We start from the raw sequence: 26147 nt of genomic DNA, 5'->3' as shown, positions 1-26147 counted from the left end.
TTTACGTCGACATCATCATCTAGCTCTACTACCCTATACTGTATAAAGTTCTGTTTTTATTTTATCTGGTAGCTGGTCTTCCCTAATAACTTGAGCGTTTAATGGAGGTTCTCTAACCTTTGGACCGATCACCATGTATCTAGATTCTTCGTCAGTTCTACTCTTCAGTACTCTAATCTTTACGTAGTATCCATCTGCTCTAGCTACATAGATGTACTTTTTATGCTTGAGACCCATAGAGTTCCACCAGACTATAAGCTTTCAGATCTTGTACATATACAGCTATAAAATATAAACGTTATTGTGTCTACTACACATCTAGTGGTACACCATAGACATTGATATAGACGAAGGTGAGTCTCCACGAATCGGTTTAAGTCTTGGGAAGAACTTGAAGCTAGTATAAAGAGCTGTAGTAGATGTATTCTACATAGATACAGGAAAAACGCTGTGCCTGGCGAAGGTTCTAGAACTGCTTCAGTAATGCTTATAGGAGAAGCTCCAGGAGCTACAGAAGATGAGCTTGGAAGACCTTTTGTTGGTGCGGCTGGCCGTTTACTCACTATGGTTTTAGAGAGCTTGAATATTAGACGTGAACAAACCTATATAACTAATGTTGTTAAGTGTAGACCTCCACAGAATAGAGAGCCGAGAGATGATGAGATAGAGAATTGCAGTGTATATCTAGAGTCTCAGATAGCTATGCTCAAACCCAAGATTGTGGTAACATTGGGAAATATCGCTGGTAAGAGGGTGTTCTCGATGTATGGTATTGAATGGGAAGGTGTTATGAGGATGAGGGGTAGAGTCTATTCAATAAATCTGTTGGGTTTAGATGTCTCAATAATACCTACAATACATCCTGCAGCAGCCCTCTACAACCCTTCTCTACGAGAAATGCTGGCAAGCGATCTGAGGTACATAAGGGACTTAATGCATGGAAATATCGGTGAAGAAAGGAGCAAAAGAGATGCTAAAACGCTTCTAGACTACGTCAAGAAGAGGCATCTAGATTACGTAGAGAGCGACACTTAGCCTTGGCCCTATCCTTTACCTCGGGATTCACAGGATAGAGAGGTTCTCCACAGCTAAGTACTCTTACAACTTCTTCTGCAACTGTTTTAGCCATAGCTATTCTGGCTTCTTCTGTAAACCAAGCTATATGTGGTGTTAATATAACGTTGTCTAGCTTCAGGATCTCGTCATCTCTAGGCACAGGCTCTATAGGAAATACGTCTAGAGCTGCACCTGCTATCCATCTCTCTTTTAGTGCTTTCAGTAAAGCTGGATAATCAATTACAGCACCTCTAGCTATATTGATTACATAGGCTGTAGGCTTCATTAATCTGAGCTCCTGTTCGCCTATCATTCCTCTTGTTTTTTCTGTTAATGGAACCGATAGAATGACGAAATCTGATTCTCTTAATAGTGTGTATAGATCTGAATAAGCGATACCTAGACTTGACTCAAGATCCTCTTTTCTAGCTATATCGAAATACATCACGTTTACACCAAGCCCTTTAACCTTTCTAGCTATTTCAACACCTATCCTACCTAGACCAACAATCCCTATAATCTTCTTCTCTAAACCTATACCCAAAAGATCCTTGTCTATCCATCCACCTTCTCTAACACGTCTATCCGCTAAACATATCTTTCTAGCTAAACACAGGATCAATGCAACAGCATGTTCACCTACAGCTTGAAAAAGCTCTTTAACAGGAGCTATAGTTACCCACACACCATACTCAGTAGCCGCTACAACATCTACACCATCATAACCTACACCATTTCTAGCAACAATCTTCAGATTACTACATGCTTCAAACACTCTTCTAGTTATCTTCTCAACACCGCGAACAGCTACAATGGCATCTGGATCAATTTCTCTAACTACTTCAATAATCTCTTCTTCATTCAACAATGGCTTCTCATAAACATATACATCAGCTTTCTGCTTAAGTATATCAATACATATATTGTGTATAGGAGCTGTAATCACTACCTTAGATCTATATCTATCCACTTAAACCACCCACACATATACATTTACATTAACTGATCTAGCAAACCAGTAATAGTGAACTAGACCTTAATCTATCTATACACCCCCATAGATTATGTATGATTAATCAAGAGTTTGGTAATATTATTTATCTTGAGGAAATCAGAACAAACCCACACTTAACCACAATCACTACTTCTAATAAAGATCAATAAACTAGAAAAATCAAACACAAATACCCATCACCATGAAAATCGGTCAAAGACATTAACAAAACATAACCATACTTCAAAATCCATCCACATCAACAAAACCTTCAATCACTCAGATAACAAACATCGAATAAATCTAGAATGTGATTTAATGTATATCCAATGCTCTCGAATACTGATTTTAACTAATCTCTACCTTCGAAAAATCTGAAGAACATAATCTGTTGGTCGATATAGAGAATTTATTAAAAATTTCCGAAATCTCTCAATATATCAAATGTTTTAATCTAATTCCTTGATTTCTTTAAAACATACTGCATACTCTAACAAAATCTAGGAAGTATATGGATAACACCCACTAACAATTAATCAAATTCTCTATATCAACATTATTTAAACCCTAGTCTTTATTTCTTTGTCTTACAGAGGGTATAGTAGATGTATATACAGATAATTAGGAGACCGTGCCTCTTATCCATATACCGATCAATATAGTTACAATGAATAGAAATCTTTATGAGATATTAATACCATATTTGATCTAGAACTATCAAGTATTAATCAGCTATAAACTTGTTTAAGAAAGGACTGAGTAGTGAGTTGTTATGTCTGTATCTACTGATGTGAAGGTGTATAGGAATAGTGATGTTGTTAAGGTTGTAGGTTTTATTCCGCCGAACCATAGACATATGAGGTTGATTCTTGTTCTGAAGGACCAGGTCATTGTTCTACATGAGGCAACTGTAGCAGCTATTGCTAGAGCTTACATCAGTATAGTTTCTCATCCAACTAGAAAGGCTGTTGAATATATTCAGATGAGCCTCGATAAAGGATCCAGGAAACCTAATTATGCTGAACATCAACTCATTGAGCAAGAGAGGGCAGAAGAAGAAATAATTCGTGAATGGTGTAGAGTGCTTGGTTTCACAGAGTGTTGAATCCACTAGATCAAATCCTATCTCCCTTTCATCTCTTTAAGGTGGTTATGAGTGTATTTTGGAGACGAATATTTGGGGAGTATTAGACAGAGGATAATGAAGCTTTTAGAAGCAACAGAAGCCCCATTATCTGCGGAAGAGATTGCACAGATTATGGGGATAGATGTTTACGATGTTTATGAACATTTGGCGCATATAGCGAAAACCGTTAGACGACAAAGTGGAAATAAAAAGTTATTGCTCATGCTACCTGCAAGATGTAGAAAATGTGGCTATGTGTTTTCTGAACTTGATAGACCTAGAAAGCCATCGAGATGTCCTAGATGTAGATCAGAATGGATAGAGCCTCCGAAATTTGTCATAGGTAATAGGTAGATGTAGAGCAATACTCTACATATAGCATGCTCTATATCTAATTTGATTGCTATATAATGTCTTGTGATGATACTGAGTAACTATCTAGGATGTCTATATATGGAATCTTAATGTAATAGCCTAGGGTATGTATACAGCCAACGATTACCTGAATATATACATAGCTACGTGTTCTGTATATCGTATTCTATAGATTTTGAACATCATTCTCAAGATCTGTGGAGAATTAGCTCCAGCTTCTCCCCAGGTGTTCTAAATTGCTATCTTTATTTAGTGATTTGGCTAATGTATTAGTATATCTAGGTATAGCATTGCATAGAACCCTATGATGAACCCTAGTGTGGCTATTCTTCTATTTCTTGCTTGTCTATGGAATATCTCTGGAAGTATCTCTTCTACTACAACATATATCATAGCTCCTGCAGCTAGCCCCATACCTATACCCAGGAATATTCTACTCAATGTAGCTAGAGCTGCTCCACTAAACGTGGCTAGTAACTCAATCACACCACTTATAATGCCTATGGCTACAGCTTTAAGACGTTTTCCTTCAGCAGAGGCTAAAGGTAGTGATGTAGCCATACCCTCAACTACATCTTGAAGCCCTATAGCTATAGCTGTTGCCAATCCTAAGTAAGGGCTATAGATTGTTGCTACACCTACTGCAAGTCCTTCAGGTATGTTGTGGATGATCATGGCTAGAGCTACTAACCATGCCTTGCGTATTTTCTCCCTGAAACGTTCTAGACCTTCATATCCCACACTTTCGTGCTCATGAGGTAGAACTCTGTCTAACAATAATATCAATAGTGTTCCTAGAGCTATGCCAAGACCTACATCAATATACAGGCCCTCATCTATTGCAGGCATTATCAAGCTACTGAAGCTGGCAACAATCATTATTCCTGCAGCAAATCCTAGACTTAGATCGAGATATCTATCAGAAAGTCTATATCCAAAGAAAGCTGTTAACGAACCTAGAGATGTTGCCCCCATAACTATGGATCCATTGATTAAGACCAATAGTATTGGTTCGGATACTGAATCAAGATACATCAATTCATACCTTCCCTATCAACTAAACGCTACGAAAGGTAAACCTATATACTTTAAAGATCTAAATCACACTTGATTTTAATCTTTCTTAACTGACAATAGGTAGTGGTAAACAGAGTTTGCAGCTATAGCTCCTTCGGCTGCCGCCACAATTATCTGCTCGAACCGTACTTTATGGGGTCCTCCAGTAACATCTCCTGCTGCAAATACACCTGGAAGATTTGTGCTCATATCTGGTTTAACCACTATGTATCCTTTATCATCGAGTTCTAGACCTATTTTTTCCAAAAGCTGTTTAGGTGGTTCAGAACCTATCTCTATAAAGACTCCATCAACCTTCAGCACCTTTTCTTCATCTGAACTTGTTCTAATTCTTACAGCCTCAACTTTATCTTTTCCAAGTATTTCTACAACCCTTGAGTTCATTATCACCTCTATCTTAGGTTCTTTCAATACTTTATCAACATATGCTTGAAACGCTCTAAACATGTTCCTTCTATGGATTATATAGACTGTTCTAGCATATGATGCTAGATGAAGAGCACTTGAAAGCGCTGAATCACCTCCACCAACAACAGCCACAACTTTATCTTTAAAGAAAGGTGCATCACAGACTGCACAATACGATACTCCTCTACCAAGAAATCTATCTTCTCCAGGTACTCCAAGCTTCTTTTTCTCACATCCAATAGCCACTATAACACTATACCCATAAAATTTTGAGCCGCTAACTGTCTCTACACACCATATATCACCCTCCCTCTTGAGGTTCACCATAAGCTCTCCTACAACAATTTCTACACCAAATTTTTTAACATGCTGTTCAAAAAGATCGGCAAGCTTTATCCCAGGTATCTCGGGAATACCAGGATAATCATCTACTAGAGGAGCTATAGCCATCTTACCTCCAACATCTCTAGTCACTATATTAATCTTTAAGCCAAATCTAGCGAGATATATTGCTGATGTAAGACCAGCTGGACCAGCACCAACTACAACACAATCATATATCTCTTTACCTGTTTTTGTTCGAGATACAGATAATCTAAATCTAGACATAATCTTCCCCAGAGCCTCATGTGCTTGATGAATGTTGAGGTGCTACACCATATTGTGTATATCTTCATACATGTAGTTCTCTTAATTTGGGTTCCTAATAACGTTTACATAATATGCTATCTAGCTAGAATCCATATAGATTAATGAAGATTGACTTAATCCCTAATAACCGTTGATATGGTACATCATGTTAACCAGTCTCTATACCTGGTTAGGTTGAACTTTGTACTGAAGCTAGTTATTGTTAATGATGGTTGTTATAGTGGATCGAGATCTACTAAATTTATTAGGGTATACTATAGAAACAGTTGGCTAGAACCGTTTCAACGTGTATAAAATGAATAGATCTCCAGAAAATCCATATCTTATCGAGAAACTAAAAACACTTGAGTTGAGGAATAGAAGCGTAAGAGAACTGCTTAACGATCTTGCCGATACAGCTTATCAAGGTAGAGCTCTAGGAGAAGTTTATGAAATTATAGTATCCATGCTGAAAGATCCTGATAATATCGTGTTTCTAGGTTTAGCTGGATCTATGAGTACAGCAGGTATGTGGAAGATAGTTAAGTGGTTTATAGAGAAGAGATATGTAGATGTTATTGTATCGACAGGTGCAAACATATCTGAAGATATATATGAAGCTATGGGCTTTAGCTACTACAAAGGATCCCCATATGTAGACGATTACGAGCTTCTAAAGTACAAGATAGATAGGTTCTACGATGTGTTTGCAGATGAACTTGCGTACCGAAAGATGGAGAACTTGATAAAGGAGTTCATCTACACCTTGCCCAGAGGATCAAGATATTCTACAGCAGAATTCTTGTATCTCTTTGGAGAATACTTAGATAGAAGAGGTATAGACTGTATAGTTTCAGCTGCGTATAGAGTAGGTGTACCAGTATTTTCACCTGCATTAGTTGATAGTGCTTATGGTATTGCAGCTGTTCTAGCTTCCAGGGAAAGAAGTCACGATATAGTTCTAGATATGGTTAAAGACTTCAATCAAATAGTAGAGATAGGTAGAAAAGCAAAAAAGATGTCAGCTATATACATCGGTGGAGGAGTACCCAAAGATTACATCAATTTGGTAACAGTTGCTCAAACACTTATCGAGTTGAACAAGAAAAGTGAAGAACACTACAAACCGCTAGAATATGTTGTACAGATAACAACAGATGCACCTCAATGGGGTGGATTATCAGGAGCTACTCTAGAGGAAGCCGTTAGCTGGGGAAAGGTATCTTATAGAGCTAAAAAAAGGGTAGCGTATGTAGATGCGACAATAGCTCTACCACTAATAGCTCAAGCACTATACGAAGAAAATATTGAGAGAAGATTTGTACACAATCTAGGGTGGGTATTTCAAGAGGTTCAAAAACTCAATCAGGTTTCTAGTAAAGGAGAACGAGTTTAAGGAAACACACCATTAAAAAATATTTTGGTGTATATGATTTTATTAGTGATTTATGTGGAATTCATTTGTGTTCTACACTACCTTTGTTAAAGGTCTATAACAATACAGCTACTGTTCCCTTGTATAGAACTTTATGTTGGCATTTAAATCAATTGTATCTCTATCGCTCACCTTTATTGCATCAAGGGTAATGTTACCGAAGCACTCTTGATCCACATATAGAAACACTTTTCTACAGTTAGTACCGTTGCCACCTTTGTAGGGTTTCTCTATGCATAGATTAGTTATTTCTACCTCGCTATTGACAGGTTTTATACGGAGTTCGACAGCATCATCACCAACAGCGTAACCTTCAACAACAATATTTATAATCTTTCTAAATATTTGCCTCCTCATAACTATCATAACCCGCCGGAGGCTCTATGACTAGAGGTATTATCTTCCTTCTGTATTGTGTCTTATAGACAGATGAATTACCTGGGTATAACCTCAGAGTTTAAATATGGATCTCGGCAGTAGAGTTTCTCTTAAGCGTTCCCTCTATGACTACTACTGTATTACTAGAACCAACTTGTTATTGAACTAGGTATATACCCACAATCATTTTTATCAACAGTATCCAAATAGTGTGTAGTATCCTCACCAACTGCATAGGTCCGTATATAAAAACTCTGCAGTAGACATACTTGGTTCAGAGATATACTCTAGCCACTATTATGTGTACATAATGTAGTCATATAGTTACTTGGATACTCACTATAGTGTAATATTGTGTGCATATGGTTATAGTTAGTCATGATTGGTGTATCTACACCATAAATTCCGGTACGCTTTCTGGCTTGAAGGCTATTCTTGGTTTAAGGTTATATCTGTTTAGTATTTCGATAACATGTGGATACAGTATTACGTATTCCTCATCTATTGATTCCGAAAGTACAGGATGAATAGTCCTTAGTTTTCTCTTGAATTGTGTATAGTTTTCATCTTGCGTAAAACTCAGCATTACGGCTGGATAGAAATCTTCTCCAGGCTTCATACCATTGTCTAGAAGATTTTCGAGAGCTTTAATCTGGTACTCGAAGAATTTAGATGAAGCTCCAGTAAGTCTATGGAATTCCTCAGATGTTGTTCCCTTAAATGATACTCTTATAACTATCCTACTGTAGTTTGCAAGTTTTTTCGCTACCCGCTCATCGTATCCTATAATTATTCCGTTTGTCTCTAGTATAAAAATGAGTTTCATTTCTTCAACTCTATTCAATAAATAAATCAAGTGGTCTATAGATATTGTTGATTCCCCACCACTTAGTCTAACGTATTTATAGCCTCTATCCGAGGCTATATCTATGAGCTTCGTGAACACTTCTTCAGGCAACATGAAGTAGCCTTTGTCAACGCTATGGGTATAGCGCCATCCCCAACAGAATCTACATCTGAGGTTGCATCCAACAACATCACCTGTAGCTATACCTCCGTACCATTTACCTCCTCTGAATCGATAATATTTTCGTTCCTCGATATTGTTACGTGTTTGTGTAACATGTTTCTTGACTATTTCCGTTAATTCAATTGGATTGTATCCTTCCATTCACCATCATACTCTAGATAGAATATTCCCCAAAAAGATATTAAGTTTAGTGTTTATCATGTGTATGATCTCTATGACTTGCACCAAGAATCTGAAGAACGTGGTTCAGATAGGTATAGTTGTAGACGATATAGAAGACGTTGCTAGAAAATGGTGTAAGATCCTTGGTCTCGAGAAGCCAAAAATCATTGAAACAGATGATTGGAATAAGACAAAAGCAATGTATAGAGGTAAACCTGCTGGAAAAGCAAAGCTAGCTTTTATAGAACTAGATAATATTGTTATAGAATTGATAGAGCCTATAGATGGTGATAGCACTTGGAGTACATACATTAAGAACTATGGTCAAGGTGTTCATCATATAGCTTTTAAAGTAGAAAATGTTGATGAATGTATTGAGAAACTAAAAGATATTGGTGGTGATATTGAACAACTTGGTTATTTCGAAAACGGTATATACATATATATGGATACACGAAAAAGTTTAGGAACAGTTATAGAGCTTCTTAAGTTCTTCAACAACTAGAAGATTAAAGAGGAAGTATCTCTTGCCAAGTATTAGAGAGATTCTTGAGAAGGTTGCAAAAAGAGATATCGATGTAGATGAAGCTATTAAGAGATTGAAGATTTTCGAGCTAGATTATATAGATAACAAGATTAGATATGATTTAGGTAGAGAACTTAGAAGAGATATACCTGAGATTGTTTTCGCTGAGAGAAAGGATTTAGAAGAACTTGAGAAGATAATAAGGAGTGTTGTTCCGAAAACCGGTAGAATAATTATATCTAGACTTAGGAAAGAACATATAAATTATTTAAAGAATTTGCATATAGATGATCTAGAGATAGAAGTTTTTGATAGAGGAAGGATAGCTATAGCGAGAAAGAAGGATTTTGAAAGAAGGAGGCATCAATGTACTATTGGTATTCTTACTGCTGGTACAGCCGATATATCTGTAGCTGAAGAGTGTAGAGTAGTTGTAGAGGAGATGGGATGTAGAGCTATATCGATATATGATGTTGGTGTAGCGGGTCTTCATAGAGTTATAGAGGCTCTCAAGAAGGTAAAAGATGTTGATGCTGATGTGGTTATAGTTGTAGCTGGTATGGAGGGAGCTCTCCCATCGGTTGTAGCTTCACTAATAGATGTACCTGTTATAGCTGTTCCTACATCTGTAGGCTATGGTCTTGGTGGAGAAGGGATAGCTGCTCTATATTCAATGCTTCAAGCATGTCCATTGGGGCTTGCTGTAGTGAATATAGATAATGGTGTTAGTGCTGCTGTTCTTGCAGCACTAATAGGTAAACGAATTTCGTTATATAGAGAAAAATGTAAAGAAGGTTTGATGCAAATAACATGATTGTGTGAATCAATATGAAGAAGGTTGTGGTTTTAGATCCAAGCATAGCTGGAATCTCAGGCGATATGTTTTTATCAGCACTAGTATCGTTTGGTGCTAACATAGATAAAATAAAGGTTCTTGAAGATGTTGTTCCAAAATATGCTGAAGGTGTCGAAAAACTCGAGCTAGATTTTATTGATGTTGTAAAAAGGGGTATTAAGGCTAAGAGTCTCAGAATTAAGGTCAAAGAAAAGCATAGGTATAGAACAGGACGAGAAATGATAGAAATTACTAGAAACATATGTTCAAATATAGATCTTAATGATAATGCAAAAAACTTTGCTCTAAGAGCTATAGAGATACTTGTAGAAGCTGAATCATCTATTCATGGAGATATTGATCTCTACACCACACATATGCATGAACTGAGTTCTGCTGACACATTTGTTGATGTAATTGGTTCAGCAATAGCGCTTCAAACACTAGACCTCATAGAGTCTCACTTTATATCACTTCCTATAGCTATTGGAGGTGGAAGAATCCATTGTACACATGGTCTATATCCTGTACCTACACCTGCAACATTAGAGATATTGAAAAAGGTAAAGGCCAAGATAGTTGGAGGCCCTATAGAGCAGGAACTTACAACACCAACGGGTGCTGCAATAATTGCAGGCATTGTTAAAGAATTTACCGAATACATACCTTCTATTCGTATTGAATCTATAGGATATGGTGCAGGATCAAGGGATTTAAAGGATTTGCCAAACATATTGAGAATTATTGTCGGATACAACGATACCAAGTTTGATATTGAAGATCTTGCGTCTGAAGATATAGCTGTAATTGAAACTGATATAGATGATGTTTCTGGAGAAATCATAGGCCATATATTTAATAAGCTTATGGAGGTAGGTGCTAGAGATGTAGCTATAGTTCCTCTATACATGAAGAAAAATAGGCCTGGATACACTATTAGAGTTATAGCTGATTTAGATAAGGTTAGTGAAATCGCCAGAATTCTTATAGATGAGCTTGGTACTCTGGGTGTAAGGTATACAAGATACAGAAGATTTGTTGTACCCATTAGGGAGAAGAGGATAATAGACGTAGAAATTAAAGGCACTAAATATCCAGTTGTATTCAAAATTAGTAAAGATCTAAAGGGTAATGTGCTGGTTATAAAACCAGAGTACGAGAGTTTGAAGGCTATAGCTCAAGCTACAGGTCTACCATTGAGAACGATTCGTGATTTAGTTTATAGAATGATTAAAGATAGAGGTGAAGTCTATGGCATGTAGAGTAGAAGTACTATCCCTATAAAAATTATTGCCACAATTAAAGCTATCTCTTTAGCTTTAGGTCTATCAATAGATATACAAACATCTCTAGGGAATCCATACAGATAGAGTGCTTGTGCAATATCTAGAGCCAGTATAGCTGATTGAACTACCAATGGTTTCACAGCCTTGTAAACTCTTCGTCTACCTAGCTTCAGAAATACTGCGGTATATGATTCTGCATAGTTATTGAATAGCGTAGGCATAACTGCCATCACTATAGTCAATATCTTTGCTAGACTGCTTAACTTGATCATCTTCAATACACATCTGAATTCTCTAAAACTTAACCATTGAATAAGAAGAGCTATAGATATGAAGATCAATGAAACCTTGAATGCAGACAATATTAAAGAATATATTGGTGGTGGTGTAAGTCCTAAAAACATAGATATGAAGTTAACCAGAAGACCTAGAGCTATAAACATGAATGGTAGAGTGAGACTCCTCAGTGCTCTTTCTAGAATCTTCACGATATACATAAGTAACAACACTACAGTAAAACCATATACCGTAAAAACTATTCCTCTGTCTTGGAATGGCTGAAGTGTTGACACAATAGATATAGAGCTCATAGATATAGGTAGAAAGATCCTTGTGTATGTCGAAAAAACCCTACTACCTATAGGTATAAATAATTCAGCAAATCTCTTAACACTACTCATCTATACATCACCTAACAGTCTACTAGTAAATCGATTTAGAGAGCTCCACAATCTTTGATATAGTTGTGTCTCGGTATTCAAAAGACTTTAACGTGCCTTCATCAAGAATGTATGTTCTAGCATTCCTAAACAAAGGTATATAGTCCTTACTACTTAACGTAATTATTTCCGCGACATTGTCTAACTTTAGCAATAGATCAACAATATTGAAGCTATCTAGATAAGTAGAACCTGTGAAAGGTTCATCAAGAATCACTACACCATTTCTTGAAGCTATATATGATAATAGTACAGCAAGTCTTGTTTGCTGACCCCACGACAAGTTTATAGGCAGTACATCAAGATTGGTGAAACCAAATTTTTTGAGAACCTCTGTTCCTTCGTTTATACAAGTATCATTTTTAATTGTATGTCTACATATTGTCTTTACCTCCGAAATCACACTATCTTCAGTTATGAACAGGTACGGTACTTGAGGAACGTAAAGCACTTTAGCGTAAACCTTTCTAATACCTCTTACAGGCTTCAATATCCCTGCTATAATGCGTAGTAGTGTTGATTTACCGCTACCGTTACGACCATAGATTACTATATTATCTCCTCTACATAAATTAAGCTCTACTCCTTTTAACAACCAATCTGAACCTCTATCATATCTAAACCATACATCTTTTAACTCTAGTACTGGTCCTTCTCGACACGAGTTCTCATTAATACCTCTATATTTATATGTAGCTTTATCGGTATTAGTTCTATCATCTATTTTATGAAACACCATATCTCTATCTAGCTTATATAGATGCCCATTCTTTAAATTATATACATTATCAAAGAGATTTAGTAGACGTAGAAATCTATGCTCAAAAACTATTACCGTTTTTTTGAGGCTCCTCAGCGTTTTTAGAACACTCATAACCAGATCTATTCCATCAAAATCATCAAGCCACATCAGAGGTTCATCAAGAACCACTATCTTAGGATCGGTAATAAGCGCTTTAGCTATAGCTAGTCTCCTTAATTGACCTCCAGATAGATTAACTATCGGTTTCCTAGCTATTTCTTCAACTTTGAACATCTTTAATACATGATCAACTATTTCATAACTCTTACTCCCGTAGATACCTTCAGCATATGTAATCATGTCTTCTATAGGTATAGGTTCAAGAAAATGTGTATATGGATCTTGATTCACGATCTGTATACATTTCTGAAGCTCGTATAAATCCATCTGATGTACAGGTTTAGAGCATATCTCTATTCTTCCTTTTATCTCAACTCTAAAGATCTTCTCAGCTAATCCACATAGTGCTCTAGCTAGTGTTGTTTTTCCACCTCCACTTGAACCAACTATTAAAGCGCTTTCACCTTTACCTATATTAAGATTGACTCCCTTAAGTACCCAATCACTATCTCTATACTTTACCCATAGGTTATCTACGTAAACCACATGATTAAAAAATGCATTGCTTATTGAATTCACCTTGAGAGACCCGTACCAATTTTCTGTAGAGAGTATCTAAGTTTATGACGGTAGTATGTACTTCTTGACAGACTTCCATATAGCAGCTACTATAGGTATCACATAGCAGACAACTATGGCATTAAATAGAGCATTAACCGGTAGATATGTAATAGTGAATCTATACGCATCTTCGAGAGTCTTCATCCATCTAGCCCATACAAGCCAATAAGGTGCTACAATATAGTTTAAAAGTAGCATTATAAGTACACGAGATGCTAAAGCTATTGCAAACCCTATAGCGATAGTCTTGAGGCTTTCTTGCTGACCCTTAGATCTCTTGTATATGTATGCAAAAGGTAATGCTGTTAAAGCTTCTGCTATTGTCTTCATAGAAGGCCCTATAACTCTTGTGGGATCTGTGGTAAGTAGGAGTGATCCTACCCAAAATATTGTAAATCCTATTCCCCCCAACTTTAGTGAGATTAGTGACAATATTGTTAGAGGTACTCCAGCTAAATCAAATTTAAGCCAAGGCGCTAATGGAAATGGATACTGAAATATGTGTAACACTATAGCTAATGCTGAAAACACTACAATGTAAGCCATCATTGATGGTGCGAAATGAGTAGTAGAGGTTCTTAGACGTGTTTGTTCTATCCCCATTGTCCATACCCACTTTTACAGTATTGCGAATTCATTAAACTATTAAACTTTATCATTAAGTATTTTCTAATAATTTAAATCCAGGATTTGAGGCATCATCCATAGAATATATTTAAATTATTTAAATAATTTATACCTAATCATAAGGCAAACATGATTTATCTCAATTCAATCTATATAGGTCTAACTCAGGGTGAAAAGAATATTGATTAAGTAAACATCTTAATCATGATTTTGATTCACATAGATGCCTAAACGAATCTGGAGCTAAAGAATCTACTACCGTATCCATCAATTTTTTAAGCTTATTAACGGTATCTAGATCCATACTTGTGTTCCTATTCTTAACTACATATACATAGGCTTTAAGTACTTCATTAATTACACCTAAGAATTTTGGCAAATGTAGTGATATCTCATCTACCATATAGTTTAGACCTTTATCAGAGATCTTACAAACTGTCCTTCTATTCTGTTTATAACATTCAATCATACCCTCATTTCTTAATCTCATCAATATCCTATAGAAAGTACCTATCGATGGTCTCCATCTAGCACCTACGGCTTCCTCTATTCTCTTGTATATTACATATCCATGCATAACATCGCCGCTTGCTAAGATAGCTAGTATAAGGTTCTTTAGCCATGAGTATCTAGTTCTCTTGACCAAACTATCAACCTCTACGCTACATATATTCTCTATCAGAACCTTAGATAGGTATTTTAAGCTTATATTTCTGAGGAACATATTCCTCAGAAATATAAGGTATGTATATGGCTAGAACCATTTCGGGAGATAGTAGCAAATATCGTGAAGCTATTGTAAGTGGTCCAATAATAACGGTATTCTTACGTTTGGGTTTACCATTGCTTTTTGTGAGATTGGTTCAGGATATCTATGGTATTGTTGATGCTTTTTGGCTTAGCAGGTATAATCAGTTCGCTATGGCTGTTCCTAGACAAGTGTGGCCTGCTTACTCTCTTTTTTCATCTTTTGTAATGAGCTTTGCGTCTGCTAATCTTGCTATACTTTCACAGTATGTTGGTGCAAAAATGTATGATAATATAAATGATGTAGCATCTAAGATGTTAAGTGTATCTATAGCTAGTGGTAGTATATCTGGTGCATTGTTTTATTTGTCGTCTCGATACATCTTCAAAAATTTTGTAGCATCACCTAACGAAATATTAGATCATGTTCTGTTATACTCGTATATCATGAGCATAGACATGGTTTTTCTATCCCTAAATCTTACTATATCAGTACTGATCCAATCCATAGGTGACACCAAGACTTCTGCTTTTTCCCAGATGGTGGGTGCCATTACTAATGTTGTTCTAGATCCAGTGCTTATAATGGGCTATAGCTGTATACCTCCAATGGGTACAGCCGGTGCAGCTCTAGCAACAGTTTTAAGCAAGGTTGTGAGCATCGTAATTCTGATGGAAAGACTGTTTAAAAGATACTCATGGGTGAAACTAAGGATAATGTTTAGTGTTGATAAAGATTACCTAAAATTAGCTCTAAGGATAGCAACGCCATTACTGGTAATGAACATATCGAACACTATTGCTTTTAATCTTCAAAACAGGTTAATTAATACATTTGGAGTTATAGCCACTACTGCTGTCTCTGTAGGTTTTATAGTGTTCGATTTAGCTAATACAAGTTTATGGGGACTAACGGAAAGTATAGCAATTATGGTTGGTCAGAACCTTGGAGCAAATAACAGAGAACGTGCTAGAAAAATTGCGATAACTACCTCGTCATTCATATTCTTATCAGTATTTTTGACATCAATTATCATGTATTTTGTTAGAAACAGCATTATAGCAATATTTATAACAGGAGAAAATGTTCCGAAAGACACTATCGAGATGATCTACAATGAAGTTGAAAAATTTTTAACAATAACTATCTGGACTCTTGCGTTTTTTGCTTTAACGTTTTCGGCTATGTCTGTGGGTCGAGGCTCAGGGCACACACTTATACCTACAGTTGTAAACATGATTAGGCTATGGGGTATAAGGATAGGTATGGGGTATATATTAGGTGTAGTAGTAGGTCTTGCTACATTAGGTATATATATTGCCTTTGCTTTAAGTAATATAGTTGGCGGCCTCTTATCATTTTTATGGATGTATAAAGGATCTTGGAGTAAACCTATCGTTAAAAAGGAATTCAGAATCTAAGTATTAGTTACTTAGATTCTTTACTAATCAATAACCAACTAAAGGTAACTCCAAAAACCCTTAGATTACGCTTGATTTTTGAATAAACTTGATTAAATTATAGATGGATCTGATCCTCATCCCCATTGTACAATATCGTATATCGATACACGATAAAATCTAACGGTCATGAACACTAAGATACTGTAAACAGTTATACATGATTCAATCAGTAAAGGTAAATGATCATTGTTCATTGTATTTCTATATGCTGAGCAACTTAAATAGATATCTATGTAGAGTTTACTAAGTGGTGAAAACATGTCAAGTTTGAGTAGTATCGAAATAGATGCTGATATTGTTGCTAAAATTACTGTGGCTGCAAAAAGACTTGGTGTTGACTCAAAAAGTTTAGTAAACAGTATTCTTAGCGATTGGTTGAAAAATAACAGGAAATTGGTTATAACTACAGACGAAATTCTATATGAGTATGAAAAATCGCTTAAAGGATATTCAGAAAGCACGAAGAAAACAAAGCTAAAGACTATTAAAAGCTTCCTAGAATGGTGTGAAACAAATGGGGTAGAGCCTGACGAAGAACCGCTTGAGAAATATTTATGCACCATTAATTCATATTATAGCAAATCATATATATCACATGCAAAATCGGCTTTAAAGGATTTCGTAGAGTGGTATAGAGCAGAACTAAGCTAATGTAATTATTTTTAACTATTACTAATTTATGAATCTATGGTCTAGAAACAATATCGAAAATCATTCATATACATTATGTAAAGCAGTTACTTTAGAGCAATAAAGCATTTGTACATCAATATAGACAGAAATGAGAATTTTAACGACTAAGTACGATTTATGTAGAACTCGTCAATTCTTCACTAAATCTGGATACATAGCATCAATTCAATTGTAGTAACCAATTTGTATCTTGATCCAAAGCCTCAATATTACGAATAGATAACGATATAGTTAAGGTTACATGAATTATGAGAATATAATATGTAGTGCTAGAGACTAGTTACAATAAGCTTAACCTTAAAGTTAAGTTTATAGATTACTATGACCAGTATGTGTTAATGAGGTTAAGATTTGAATATCATTAGAGTAGGACAATCAATGCCACAGTAGTATTGTAGGGGTATCATTAACCCTTGGTAATGTTTAATTGGGGTTTATAGATGCGAAAGTATACATCAAGATTTTATCTAAACATGATCTTGTTGCTCGATGATAAGCCATACACAATTTCTGTGCATAGTTATGGACTACGTTAATTATAGTTTTAACTATTAAGCAGTTAAAAATTGTACTGTATTATATATCTCTATATGCATATCTATAATTATTGATATATCTGGTAGGTGGGTTTCATGAAGATGTTGATGACTCTAGCTTTCTTCTAGTACTTCTATACACATACTTGGGCATTTATCTTCAAGTTCTTCGCAAACTTTTTCACAGGCATCATTACTGCATATACTGCAGTCAATAATATCATCACATATATTGTAACATTGTTTCTCTAAAGCTATATTGGATCACCGAGTGATTTTATATGACTTACATTTAAAAGTTTAGTTAACCTCAATAAAGTGTAATGCATGCTACATCGATATTGTAGACATCGTTACTAACATTTTCGGTACTCCTACATTTCTTGTTTATTGATGCTAAAGAGTGATAGGTATAGGTGCTTGATGTTCCTCTATTGAGAGATATTTGTGCAGAACATATTCGCTATCGATTATTCTAAAGCCTATAGATATGAGTGTTTTTAGTAATGATGATTTTGTAGAATCTACAGGAATAACTATGGATACTTCAGAATTTTCGTCCATATGTAGCTTTATAGCATTTATGAGTATCTTTAATGATTCTGATGGTTTATAGTAAGATATAGCTAGTCTCTCAACAGTGATTTTGTTGCCTTCTACTGATATTTGAGCTACACCTACAAATCTTTTACCGTTATATACAGCTATATTTATTGCCTCTTCTTTACTCATTCTATAGATGGCTTCATCTACATCCCATGTGAAGTTGCTCCATAGCGCCGTATCTAGGAGTTTAATCTTAGGGAAAGAGCTTTTCTTAACACTATCCACCTTAATTGATATCTTGTCTAGGTTTTCTGTATGAACATCTATATCGCTAGATCGAGCTTCAAGAATAAAGATTACGTTGGATATCCTGTACCCATTTTTGATGTATATACCTAGCGCTTTATTGTTATGGTTTTTAACTGTTAGATATACCTTTTCAACTCCTTCTCTAGACAAGATATCCTCTATGTAGCTCAATAGACAGCTACCTATCCCCTTACCTCTGTACTTAGTGTCTACGGCAAGAGCATCGATATACGCATTATTTCTTTTTTTGTAGACTATGGCGAATCCAACAACTTTTTCATCAACTATAGCTACATAGATTCGTGCTCTTCTACTTCTTTTCCTTATTATACTCTCTATCCATTCCTTACTTTCTTTATCTAAATACTCAATACTATCATTATATATCCTAAAGACGTCGTCAGATTCAGAAGGTTTGGCTTTCCTGAAGATTATGTCTAAACATCTACTAGATAAATCATCTTCTTCAGATTCAGAGCTCTCCATAGATTCCACAGTCGGTAATCATGATATAGTTTTTCGTAAAGGTTAAAAAAGTTTTTGCAGTTAAAGCTACGGTATCTTTTTATATGATCCTAAGATCTTAACTGATGTAGTTCTAGCAATGAACTCCTCTAATGCGTCTCTAATCTTGCTATCTTCGATTGATCCATTAAAGTCCATAAAGAACATGTATTCCCATGGTCTATTCTTTATCGGTCTAGATTCTATCTTCGTTAGATTTATACCTCTTATAGCGAAGGGCTCTAAAGCTTTGTAGAGTGCTCCAGGAACATCTCTTAAAGTAAATATTACTGAGGTTTTCACATCAACACCTTTATCAAGTGGTTTATTGCCTATGGCAATAAATCTCGTGTAGTTTTCTTTATGATCCTCTATCCCTCTAACCAGGATCTCGCCACCATAAATCCGGGCTGCTAGTTCTGAACCTATAGCAGCTACATTCTCTCTTTCAACACACTCTTTAACAGCTTCAGCTGTACTCGATCTGGTCTCTATCTTTACATTCTTAAGCTTTGTGTAAATAAAGTTCCTGCACTGAGCTAAGGCCATAGGATGGCTTAAAACTATCTTTATATCCTCTAGTCTGGTTCCAGGTTTAACTATAAAATTGTGGCTTATTCTCACCTCAGTTTCTCCACATATTTTAACCGATGATTGTGCAAGCATATCGAGAGTCTCTCCAACACTTCCTTCAAGAGAATTCTCTAGAGGTACAACACCGTATTCCACTTCTCTATTTTCTACAGCTCTAAATATATCGTATATAGATGGATAAGCTGTGAGTAAGGCTCCTTGATCATTAAACATTTTAAGAGTTGCTTCTTCAGTAAAGCTTCCTCTAGGGCCTAGAAAACCCACAGTTAAAGGCTTTATTGATTCTATTGCTATTCCATCTATATAGCTAAATATATGCAGAAGCATATCACGTGAGATACCATACTTTTCTGCAAGTGATTCCACTGTATCCTTTCTTCTGGAAGTGAGTACATATTTCAAACGGTTATAATCAAACTGCTTAAGAACCTCTATACGTTTTAGTATGAGCTCTACAATTTCTGTGTCGATACGCATTAACTCCTTTTCATAGACTTTTCCGTTGCTCATGTTCATATAACCCATGGACTTTTGGATCTTCTTAATCTAGTTTAACATGCGTTATACTACTTACCCTATCTAGCTCCAGAATATAAATATGAACCTAGATTTCTAACACTTTTAACACGTTATGCAAATAACTACACTAATTATACCTCAATATATCTTTAGATATTAATAAACCAAAGCATTGAATACTATATCTAAGGGTTACTCATCTCGTGACAGCAGTCCTCTACATCTTTGCTATTAGCTGTGCCAATACATGTGATGCTCACTATGATATCTGATCTAAAATATCACTATAGACTCATTTCTATTACTAGACTCTATATTCTGTTATTTCATACACCTTGATAATTTTTCGAGTAGCCATAGATGTTCCAATACCTATAAATTAAATGTTGTTCGAACTACTCATATTCCTATCAGCATAAAGTACTTCATTAATTATGAAATACAGTAAAGATTAGGTTTCAAGTATTCTAAATAAACTATGTTTAAACAATTATGTATATTATCTATGAACTTAAGTATGTTTATGCAGAATATCTATTTATAAAACCTGTGTTAAACAGTATAACGTAGGACTGAAGTATGGCTACTAGAAACTGTAATGAATTCACGCTTATAACTGGAAGAACACGATTTCAGGCAATATCCATGGAAAGTAGCGGAAAATTTGATAAAGAATATGAGAAATCTGTTGCTGTAGCATATATGAATCCCACCGACATAGATGGGTTAAAGTTGAACCACATAGTTAGGATTACTTCAAACGATAGAAGTATTATACTTCCAGTTAAAGAAGATCCCTCTCTACCTAATAGAGTTATATTCATTCCTATAGGTCCATGGAGTAATTTCCTGATATCCTCTAAATCAATAATAGGTATGCCTAACTACAAATCTGTAAAGGTATGTGTAGAGAGGGTGAATCGTGACGAACCTTTACCACGTTTAGAGGATCTTTTTGCCGATATAGGTAGACCTTTTATTACATTCACTGGTAGAGACCTAGTGCAACAGCATGAGATCTGCAATAATGATGTTAAGTTAGCTACTTGTATTTTTTGTGGAGCTGTTTGTAGTAATATTATTGTAAAAGTGTGTGGTAATACTGTTCTTGAGGTTCTAGATGGATGCTCTATTTCGGTTTCAAAGTTTATTAATAGACATAGAAATAGAGTATTGAGACCCTTAATAATGACACCAAATAGTTTCGAATTCAAAGAAGTACCGTTACCTATAGCCATAGATAAAGCTGCAGATATTCTACTTAATTCAAAACACCCACTTATCTATGGACTCTCAAGTACTTCAAATGAAGCTATAGAGATAGCTATAGAGATAGCTAAGATTCTTAAGGGTGCTATAGATTCAACAGCATCAATATGCCACGGACCAACATTATTAGGTTTAGATGGAGCTACTATAAAGAGTTTCAAATTAGATATGTTAAGTGATATAGATACTGTCATTATATGGGGAGCTAATCCTGCTGAAGCTCACCCAAAACTCATGTATATCATTAAGAGGTATGTAAAGAGTATTGCTGTTGTAGATGTAAGAGAAAGCGAGACTATGAAGATGGCTGATATTGGATTGATTATAGAGCCTGGTAAAGATCTAGAGCTCATACGAGCCATAAGGTCTATGATCAAGGGATATAGAGGTGGGATGGAATCCGTGAACATAGGTACCGATATCATTGAAAGATTTATAAAAACTTTGCTTAACTCCAGAAAAGGAGTCATCTTTACTGGTTTAGGTCTATCTATGGGTAGAGCAAAATTCATGAACATAGTGGAGCTTGTAGAACTAGTTAAAGAGCTGAATAATTATGGTGAATGGTATCTACAGCCTTTACGAGGACACTTTAATGTAACAGGCACCAATATTCTCTTGAAGAAATTTACTGGATATCCATTTGCAGTTGATTTCTATAGCGATTCACCTATTATGGCACCTGGAGTAACTACAGCCATAGATTTGCTAAAGAATCGTGAAGTAGATTCCGTAGTTGTAATTGCCAGTGATCCTGTTGCTCATATGCCTAATGAATGTGTCAGAATTCTAGCTGAATTATCCCTCATAGTTATAGATAGTAGATGGTCTCTAACAGCATCGCTAGCCGACGTAGTTATACCTACATGTTTAACAGGTATAGAATGTAGGGGAAGTATATATAGAATGGATTACGAGATAATAGAGGTTGATAAAATTGTTGAACCTCCAGAATCTGTATTATGTGATACAGATGTACTTAGAATGCTTCTTGACCGCATAAAGAAAGGTTTGAGTTATGATTGAAGTGGTTTTTAGGCTTCTCCAAAAACCTAGAGCACCAATAGACATAAGTAGTATTTCTCCCTCAATTATCGCTGGATATACAATAAATGAAGTGGGATCTATAGCTATAAGATACGGTAATAGGGTTTTGAAAGCCAAAGATCTTTTCGAAATAGATTGCTATAACCATATTCCAGGGGATCCAAAATTAATAAAAATCATCTTTACGGGCATGGGTACAGAAAAACTATGGTTTGTAGGTAAGGATATGGAAGAAGGAATTATAGAAGTACATGGCAATGTAGGACCTTTTGCGGGATATGAAATGAAGGGAGGATGCCTGATAGTAAGAGGATGTGCTAGAGAATGTTTGGGTGTATCTATGGAGAATGGAATTATAGAAGTACATGGTGAGGCAGGTAGTTTTGTAGGTGCTAAACCATTCTTTAGCAACTCTACTGGTATGAGGGGAGGAAGAATTGTTATTCGTGGCAATGCTCAACATTATGTAGGCTTCTGTATGCGAGGAGGATATGTGGAGATTTTTGGAGATGTTGGAGACTTCTTAGGAACTAAAATGAGCGGAGGCACTATAGTTGTTCACGGATCTAGTGGTGCATATCCAGGTTTAGAGATGATTAATGGTCTTATAATTATATGTAAAGGTGTTGAGGATATGGATACAGGGTTTGAAGCTCTAGAAATTCAAGATTATATCCAAAAACCATACAGTCATAGTTTTAGAGCATTTGTTGGAGATAGACTAGCTAATGGATTTGGTTTAATACTTTTATTGAATGGATGTAAGTGATTCTTAGGATACTTTAGGTGGTACTGATTATCTACTGGTACTCCATCCAATTATTTCTAAAATTTTTCGGTAATTTAGCATAGGTCTACCATAAGCAAGGGTATAATATATTACAGGTATTCTTAGTTTCTCGAGATAGGGCTTTAGTTTTTCATCAGCAATAACTATAATGTTTTTGTTTATTTTTGAAACCTCGTTTAATTTATAGATTTTTTTCTCAATGTATTCTTTTCTCCAATAGCCAACAATCTCTACGTAGAACGTTCTACTATCTATAGATATTTTAAAGTCGGGTATATACACTAGATCTCCCAATGCTATTGGTTCTTCTTCTCTAACTATATCTATACCTAGCGAACGAAGTACATTATATATAGATTCCTCTACAGAACTATCAAAAATTTCCTTTAAAGAATATTCTCGATCTATTGAACCTATCAATGGTTTAAATTTGTTGGACATGACTATCATTTTTGATGGGGCTCTCGATCTATAGATATATGTGTATATAGACCATCTACTCGATCTAGATAATAGAGGCAGTATATTTGTAATCAATAAAGTTATTCTAGAACCATATGATGATAGAGATCTCTTAAACAATGCTCTAGGACCTTCTATAGTGATTTTTAGTAAATCGTTGCTGTACCTCATATTGTATACAATTCCATGGAGTTTTGATGTTCTTCCAACAACTTTAGCTATTAGACCTATGGATTTCTCATACCTATAGATGTCGATAAACATTCTATATGAGTTGACAAATATTGTATCCAATGTCTCTAGATTGAATACTTTAACTACATCCTCTATAGATACTTCTCTAACCTTTTTAAGCACTGCTTCATCTACTTCATCAATCCACAGAATTGTGTCTAGACATTCTTTAGAATCAATCCCCAATAGACTCTTTATTTTCTCAAGAGCCTCATCTCTGATATTTGATGGTACAAAACCTCCATAAAGCTTATTAACAAGCTGGAAAGCTCTAGCCCTTAAATTCTTTGGATCTAGGTTCCGTAGATTTTCATTTACAGGTTTATAGAAGTGTCCCATAATCTTTATTAGAGCTTTGTAGAGTTTATCGTCACCAACAATAATCTTAAGCTCTTCCCAATCTATATCACCATATCTTTTCCCTACATTATCTTCATAAAACTCTATTACATCTTTAATTAAATCTCTATCTCTATCAACACCTAGATAGTATGGATAACACACATTACGTTTATGTATAAGTTTGAGGTTTTGTCTACCGTAGGTCATCTAGCTTCATCTTCATTAAATATCTCGAATTTTCTTCTTCTTTTCGCTAGTGATGGTTCATCTGTCCTCTTAGTTATTATCTCGATAAGTACAGCTTCTCTATCTTTAGGTCTAAGTATTCTTCCAAGTCGCTGAATATACTCTCTATAAGAACCTGTACCACTCACAACTATAGCCACAGATGCATCAGGCACGTCAACACCTTCGTCTAGAGCCATGGCGGTTGCTAGTATCCTTATCTCTCCACGTCTAAACATATCCAGATACTTTTTTCTCTCGTCTTCAGGAGTATCATGAAGTATTCTGGGTATAAGAAATAGTCTCGATATCTTTCTGACTATATCTGTGTATCTAGAGAATACCAGTATCTTTTCATCTCTATATTTACTAAGAAGCTCTTCAACAACTCTGATCTTTTTATCTGTTGATAGAGCTATTCTCCTAGCCCTATGTTTGGCTCTTAAAGCTTCTCTAGCCTCAGGATCCCTACCAACCATTCTAAGAACCCTCTGGAACCTCTTTTTAGGATCCCTGACGTTAGGTAACTTCTTTTTACAGAAATCCAGATACATCTTTATATATTTCTTATACATTTCTAATTCTTCTCTAGATAATTCTACATAAATTTTCTCCTCTCGATGACTAGCCAAATATCCTCTAGATTGTAGAACATCCTTCTCTATGAAGTAGACTATAGGCCCTATGATATGTTCATAATATCTGTGAAGCCCATCAGATCTGAAAGGCGTAGCTGTTAATCCTAATCTACATGGTGCTGTACTCATAGTGAGTGCGTTTCTATATGATTGAGAAACTGAATGATGACATTCATCGAGAACAATAAGTCCAAATATGTTGAAGTATTTATGGAGATTTATTGAAGCTGAATCGTAAGTCATAACAGTTATATCTCCTATATCTCTACTACCTCCACCATAGATGGCTATAATATCTCTAGGTATCCCCAAAAACTTAGCAATATTATCTCTCCATTGATGGAGTAGATCTATCGTTGGAACAAGTACGAGCGTCTTCATTTTAAGATCTTCAACAGCTTTTAAAGCAATATGTGTCTTGCCTGCAGCAACAGGTAGGGCTACAATACCTCTGCAATTATTTTCTCGCCATTTTCTATATGCTTCTTCTTGATAATCTCTTAGAGCCACCTTTAGTTTGAGTTCTATGCCTAGACTGTAGTCTATGGTGAACGATGTTCTACATCTGTACCCCTTCATATATGCTACGTCTAGAACTATATTCAGATCCTTGGGCAAACTTCGCCATAATCCTTTTTCTTCATCGTAATACACTAGGTTCTTTGCCTTAAGCGTATCGATAAAACTGGTGTCATGTGCATACAATATTAATCCAAGTTCATCAAAATCTATGTATACATCGATATTGTCTCTAGCTATTTCTCTAATAACTCTCTGAACATCTTCAGGAACATATACATTAAGATCTTCTAGAAGCTTAAGAGCTCTTTCTATACCGTATTTAGCAACTTTAATAGGATTTAATCTATATAGAGGTATAACACTTTCGTGAATCTTATCAGCAATAGCATTAAGCATATCTATTTCAAGTATCGATGGTGAATCATGATTTTTGATTCTAAACAGCAGCACGATATACAACCTTGTGTATCATCTTAATCAATATTTAAGTGCGTAGATCTCTAACCAAGATAATAAAGTCTTCGAGTAATGATTTATGATACGATGAACGAATCGCTAA

General features: G+C 35.5%; 24 protein-coding genes and 1 pseudogene. 11 read left to right on the top strand and 14 right to left on the bottom strand.

Features of this window, described 5'->3' with window-relative positions; all coding sequences use genetic code 11:
• Positions 1-33 precede the first annotated feature (33 nt).
• Positions 34-237, bottom strand: coding sequence for a DUF5622 domain-containing protein (locus tag QXK50_00225; protein MEM2007588.1), 204 nt, complete (start codon positions 235-237; stop codon positions 34-36).
• A gap of 156 nt (positions 238-393) precedes the next feature.
• Between QXK50_00225 and udg the strand changes: the two are divergent.
• Positions 394-1035 (top strand): annotated as a pseudogene (gene udg, locus QXK50_00220) (type-4 uracil-DNA glycosylase).
• Here udg and QXK50_00215 read toward each other — a convergent pair.
• Positions 995-2026, bottom strand: coding sequence for a hydroxyacid dehydrogenase (locus QXK50_00215; GenBank protein MEM2007587.1), 1032 nt, complete (start codon positions 2024-2026; stop codon positions 995-997). The pseudogene udg and the gene QXK50_00215 sit on opposite strands and share 41 nt — an antisense overlap.
• 796 nt (positions 2027-2822) lie before the next feature.
• Between QXK50_00215 and QXK50_00210 the strand changes: the two genes are divergently transcribed.
• Together QXK50_00210 and QXK50_00205 are read left to right on the top strand one after the other, a co-directional pair.
• Positions 2823-3155 (top strand): hypothetical protein, encoded by a 333-nt coding sequence (locus tag QXK50_00210; protein ID MEM2007586.1) that lies wholly within the window; start codon positions 2823-2825, stop codon positions 3153-3155.
• 51 nt (positions 3156-3206) lie between these two features.
• Positions 3207-3530 (top strand): transcriptional regulator, encoded by a 324-nt coding sequence (locus QXK50_00205; protein MEM2007585.1) that lies wholly within the window; start codon positions 3207-3209, stop codon positions 3528-3530.
• A 282-nt stretch (positions 3531-3812) separates the two neighbouring features.
• Here the strand turns inward: QXK50_00205 and QXK50_00200 are convergent, their stop codons facing one another.
• Positions 3813-4586 carry a ZIP family metal transporter gene (locus QXK50_00200; GenBank protein ID MEM2007584.1) on the bottom strand — a complete coding sequence of 258 codons (774 nt, stop codon included), beginning with the start codon at positions 4584-4586 and terminating at the stop codon, positions 3813-3815.
• 78 nt (positions 4587-4664) lie between these two features.
• Positions 4665-5645 carry an FAD-dependent oxidoreductase gene (locus QXK50_00195; protein MEM2007583.1) on the bottom strand — a complete coding sequence of 327 codons (981 nt, stop codon included), beginning with the start codon at positions 5643-5645 and terminating at the stop codon, positions 4665-4667.
• Between the two features lie 337 nt (positions 5646-5982).
• On the opposite strand from QXK50_00195, the gene QXK50_00190 reads away from it, so the two are divergent.
• Positions 5983-7062, top strand: a complete 1080-nt coding sequence (locus QXK50_00190) for a deoxyhypusine synthase (GenBank protein ID MEM2007582.1) — start codon at positions 5983-5985, stop codon at positions 7060-7062.
• Between the two features lie 108 nt (positions 7063-7170).
• Here QXK50_00190 and QXK50_00185 read toward each other — a convergent pair whose 3' ends face one another.
• Positions 7171-7458, bottom strand: a complete 288-nt coding sequence (locus tag QXK50_00185) for a hypothetical protein (protein MEM2007581.1) — start codon at positions 7456-7458, stop codon at positions 7171-7173.
• A gap of 412 nt (positions 7459-7870) precedes the next feature.
• Entirely contained in the window at positions 7871-8650 is a 780-nt protein-coding gene (locus QXK50_00180; protein ID MEM2007580.1) for a radical SAM protein, read from the bottom strand.
• A gap of 58 nt (positions 8651-8708) precedes the next feature.
• Here QXK50_00180 and QXK50_00175 point away from each other — a divergent pair, with 58 nt between their 5' ends.
• The 3 genes from QXK50_00175 to larC are packed head-to-tail and all read left to right on the top strand — an operon-like array spanning position 8709 to position 11294.
• On the top strand, positions 8709-9176 hold the full coding sequence (locus QXK50_00175) for a VOC family protein (GenBank protein MEM2007579.1): 468 nt from the start codon (positions 8709-8711) through the stop codon (positions 9174-9176).
• 22 nt (positions 9177-9198) lie between these two features.
• On the top strand, positions 9199-10011 hold the full coding sequence (larB, locus tag QXK50_00170) for a nickel pincer cofactor biosynthesis protein LarB (protein ID MEM2007578.1): 813 nt from the start codon (positions 9199-9201) through the stop codon (positions 10009-10011).
• 14 nt (positions 10012-10025) lie between these two features.
• Complete coding sequence (gene larC / locus QXK50_00165; GenBank protein ID MEM2007577.1) at positions 10026-11294, top strand: nickel pincer cofactor biosynthesis protein LarC; 1269 nt, start codon at positions 10026-10028, stop codon at positions 11292-11294.
• Here the strand turns inward: larC and QXK50_00160 are convergent.
• The 4 genes from QXK50_00160 to QXK50_00145 form a co-directional block, all read right to left on the bottom strand.
• Positions 11282-11998 carry a hypothetical protein gene (locus QXK50_00160; protein ID MEM2007576.1) on the bottom strand — a complete coding sequence of 239 codons (717 nt, stop codon included), beginning with the start codon at positions 11996-11998 and terminating at the stop codon, positions 11282-11284. The genes larC and QXK50_00160 overlap by 13 nt on opposite strands.
• 22 nt (positions 11999-12020) lie before the next feature.
• Positions 12021-13478, bottom strand: a complete 1458-nt coding sequence (locus QXK50_00155) for an ABC transporter ATP-binding protein (protein ID MEM2007575.1) — start codon at positions 13476-13478, stop codon at positions 12021-12023.
• 42 nt (positions 13479-13520) lie between these two features.
• Positions 13521-14123 (bottom strand): ECF transporter S component, encoded by a 603-nt coding sequence (locus QXK50_00150; GenBank protein ID MEM2007574.1) that lies wholly within the window; start codon positions 14121-14123, stop codon positions 13521-13523.
• A gap of 226 nt (positions 14124-14349) precedes the next feature.
• Positions 14350-14793: a PadR family transcriptional regulator gene (locus QXK50_00145; GenBank protein ID MEM2007573.1), complete on the bottom strand. Its 444-nt coding sequence runs from the start codon at positions 14791-14793 to the stop codon at positions 14350-14352.
• 104 nt (positions 14794-14897) lie between these two features.
• On the opposite strand from QXK50_00145, the gene QXK50_00140 reads away from it, so the two are divergent.
• Together QXK50_00140 and QXK50_00135 are read left to right on the top strand one after the other, a co-directional pair.
• A complete protein-coding gene (locus QXK50_00140; GenBank protein MEM2007572.1) occupies positions 14898-16316 on the top strand; it encodes an MATE family efflux transporter in 1419 nt (472 codons plus the stop codon).
• 300 nt (positions 16317-16616) lie between these two features.
• A complete protein-coding gene (locus QXK50_00135; protein MEM2007571.1) occupies positions 16617-17009 on the top strand; it encodes a phage integrase N-terminal SAM-like domain-containing protein in 393 nt (130 codons plus the stop codon).
• A gap of 974 nt (positions 17010-17983) precedes the next feature.
• Here the strand turns inward: QXK50_00135 and QXK50_00130 are convergent.
• Positions 17984-18928, bottom strand: a complete 945-nt coding sequence (locus QXK50_00130) for a GNAT family N-acetyltransferase (GenBank protein MEM2007570.1) — start codon at positions 18926-18928, stop codon at positions 17984-17986.
• Between the two features lie 66 nt (positions 18929-18994).
• Positions 18995-20050 carry a prephenate dehydratase gene (pheA, locus tag QXK50_00125; GenBank protein MEM2007569.1) on the bottom strand — a complete coding sequence of 352 codons (1056 nt, stop codon included), beginning with the start codon at positions 20048-20050 and terminating at the stop codon, positions 18995-18997.
• A gap of 588 nt (positions 20051-20638) precedes the next feature.
• Between pheA and QXK50_00120 the strand changes: the two genes are divergently transcribed.
• The gene (locus QXK50_00120; protein MEM2007568.1) at positions 20639-22354 is read left to right on the top strand and encodes a formylmethanofuran dehydrogenase subunit B; all 1716 of its coding nucleotides are present in this window, start codon (positions 20639-20641) and stop codon (positions 22352-22354) included.
• Positions 22347-23144, top strand: a complete 798-nt coding sequence (locus tag QXK50_00115) for a formylmethanofuran dehydrogenase subunit C (GenBank protein ID MEM2007567.1) — start codon at positions 22347-22349, stop codon at positions 23142-23144. Before QXK50_00120 ends, QXK50_00115 begins: the two co-directional genes overlap by 8 nt.
• A 27-nt stretch (positions 23145-23171) precedes the next feature.
• On the opposite strand, the gene QXK50_00110 is transcribed toward QXK50_00115, so the two are convergent.
• Both QXK50_00110 and QXK50_00105 read right to left on the bottom strand, forming a co-directional pair.
• Positions 23172-24410 carry a DUF790 family protein gene (locus QXK50_00110; GenBank protein MEM2007566.1) on the bottom strand — a complete coding sequence of 413 codons (1239 nt, stop codon included), beginning with the start codon at positions 24408-24410 and terminating at the stop codon, positions 23172-23174.
• On the bottom strand, positions 24407-26038 hold the full coding sequence (locus QXK50_00105; protein MEM2007565.1) for a DEAD/DEAH box helicase: 1632 nt from the start codon (positions 26036-26038) through the stop codon (positions 24407-24409). The genes QXK50_00110 and QXK50_00105 overlap by 4 nt, the downstream gene beginning before the upstream one ends.
• Between the last annotated feature and the right edge of the window lie 109 nt (positions 26039-26147).

This window comes from Ignisphaera sp., assembly GCA_038831005.1.
Lineage (GTDB): Archaea > Thermoproteota > Thermoprotei_A > Sulfolobales > Ignisphaeraceae > Ignisphaera.
Note: the sequence above shows the minus strand (reverse complement) of the source record. Positions and strands in the feature narration are given on the sequence as shown.

What these genes read in the sequence shown, in the direction of transcription:
- QXK50_00225 (MEM2007588.1), bottom strand. Translation starts at nt 237, where the DNA reads ATGGGTCTCAAGCATAAAAAGTACATCTATGTAGCTAGAGCAGATGGA.
- QXK50_00210 (MEM2007586.1), top strand. Translation starts at nt 2,823, where the DNA reads ATGTCTGTATCTACTGATGTGAAGGTGTATAGGAATAGTGATGTTGTT.
- QXK50_00200 (MEM2007584.1), bottom strand. Translation starts at nt 4,586, where the DNA reads ATGTATCTTGATTCAGTATCCGAACCAATACTATTGGTCTTAATCAAT.
- QXK50_00195 (MEM2007583.1), bottom strand. Translation starts at nt 5,645, where the DNA reads ATGTCTAGATTTAGATTATCTGTATCTCGAACAAAAACAGGTAAAGAG.
- QXK50_00190 (MEM2007582.1), top strand. Translation starts at nt 5,983, where the DNA reads ATGAATAGATCTCCAGAAAATCCATATCTTATCGAGAAACTAAAAACA.
- QXK50_00185 (MEM2007581.1), bottom strand. Translation starts at nt 7,458, where the DNA reads ATGAGGAGGCAAATATTTAGAAAGATTATAAATATTGTTGTTGAAGGT.
- QXK50_00180 (MEM2007580.1), bottom strand. Translation starts at nt 8,650, where the DNA reads ATGGAAGGATACAATCCAATTGAATTAACGGAAATAGTCAAGAAACAT.
- QXK50_00175 (MEM2007579.1), top strand. Translation starts at nt 8,709, where the DNA reads ATGTGTATGATCTCTATGACTTGCACCAAGAATCTGAAGAACGTGGTT.
- larC (MEM2007577.1), top strand. Translation starts at nt 10,026, where the DNA reads ATGAAGAAGGTTGTGGTTTTAGATCCAAGCATAGCTGGAATCTCAGGC.
- QXK50_00160 (MEM2007576.1), bottom strand. Translation starts at nt 11,998, where the DNA reads ATGAGTAGTGTTAAGAGATTTGCTGAATTATTTATACCTATAGGTAGT.
- QXK50_00150 (MEM2007574.1), bottom strand. Translation starts at nt 14,123, where the DNA reads ATGGGGATAGAACAAACACGTCTAAGAACCTCTACTACTCATTTCGCA.
- QXK50_00140 (MEM2007572.1), top strand. Translation starts at nt 14,898, where the DNA reads ATGGCTAGAACCATTTCGGGAGATAGTAGCAAATATCGTGAAGCTATT.
- QXK50_00135 (MEM2007571.1), top strand. Translation starts at nt 16,617, where the DNA reads ATGTCAAGTTTGAGTAGTATCGAAATAGATGCTGATATTGTTGCTAAA.
- QXK50_00130 (MEM2007570.1), bottom strand. Translation starts at nt 18,928, where the DNA reads ATGGAGAGCTCTGAATCTGAAGAAGATGATTTATCTAGTAGATGTTTA.
- pheA (MEM2007569.1), bottom strand. Translation starts at nt 20,050, where the DNA reads ATGAGCAACGGAAAAGTCTATGAAAAGGAGTTAATGCGTATCGACACA.
- QXK50_00120 (MEM2007568.1), top strand. Translation starts at nt 20,639, where the DNA reads ATGGCTACTAGAAACTGTAATGAATTCACGCTTATAACTGGAAGAACA.
- QXK50_00115 (MEM2007567.1), top strand. Translation starts at nt 22,347, where the DNA reads ATGATTGAAGTGGTTTTTAGGCTTCTCCAAAAACCTAGAGCACCAATA.
- QXK50_00110 (MEM2007566.1), bottom strand. Translation starts at nt 24,410, where the DNA reads ATGACCTACGGTAGACAAAACCTCAAACTTATACATAAACGTAATGTG.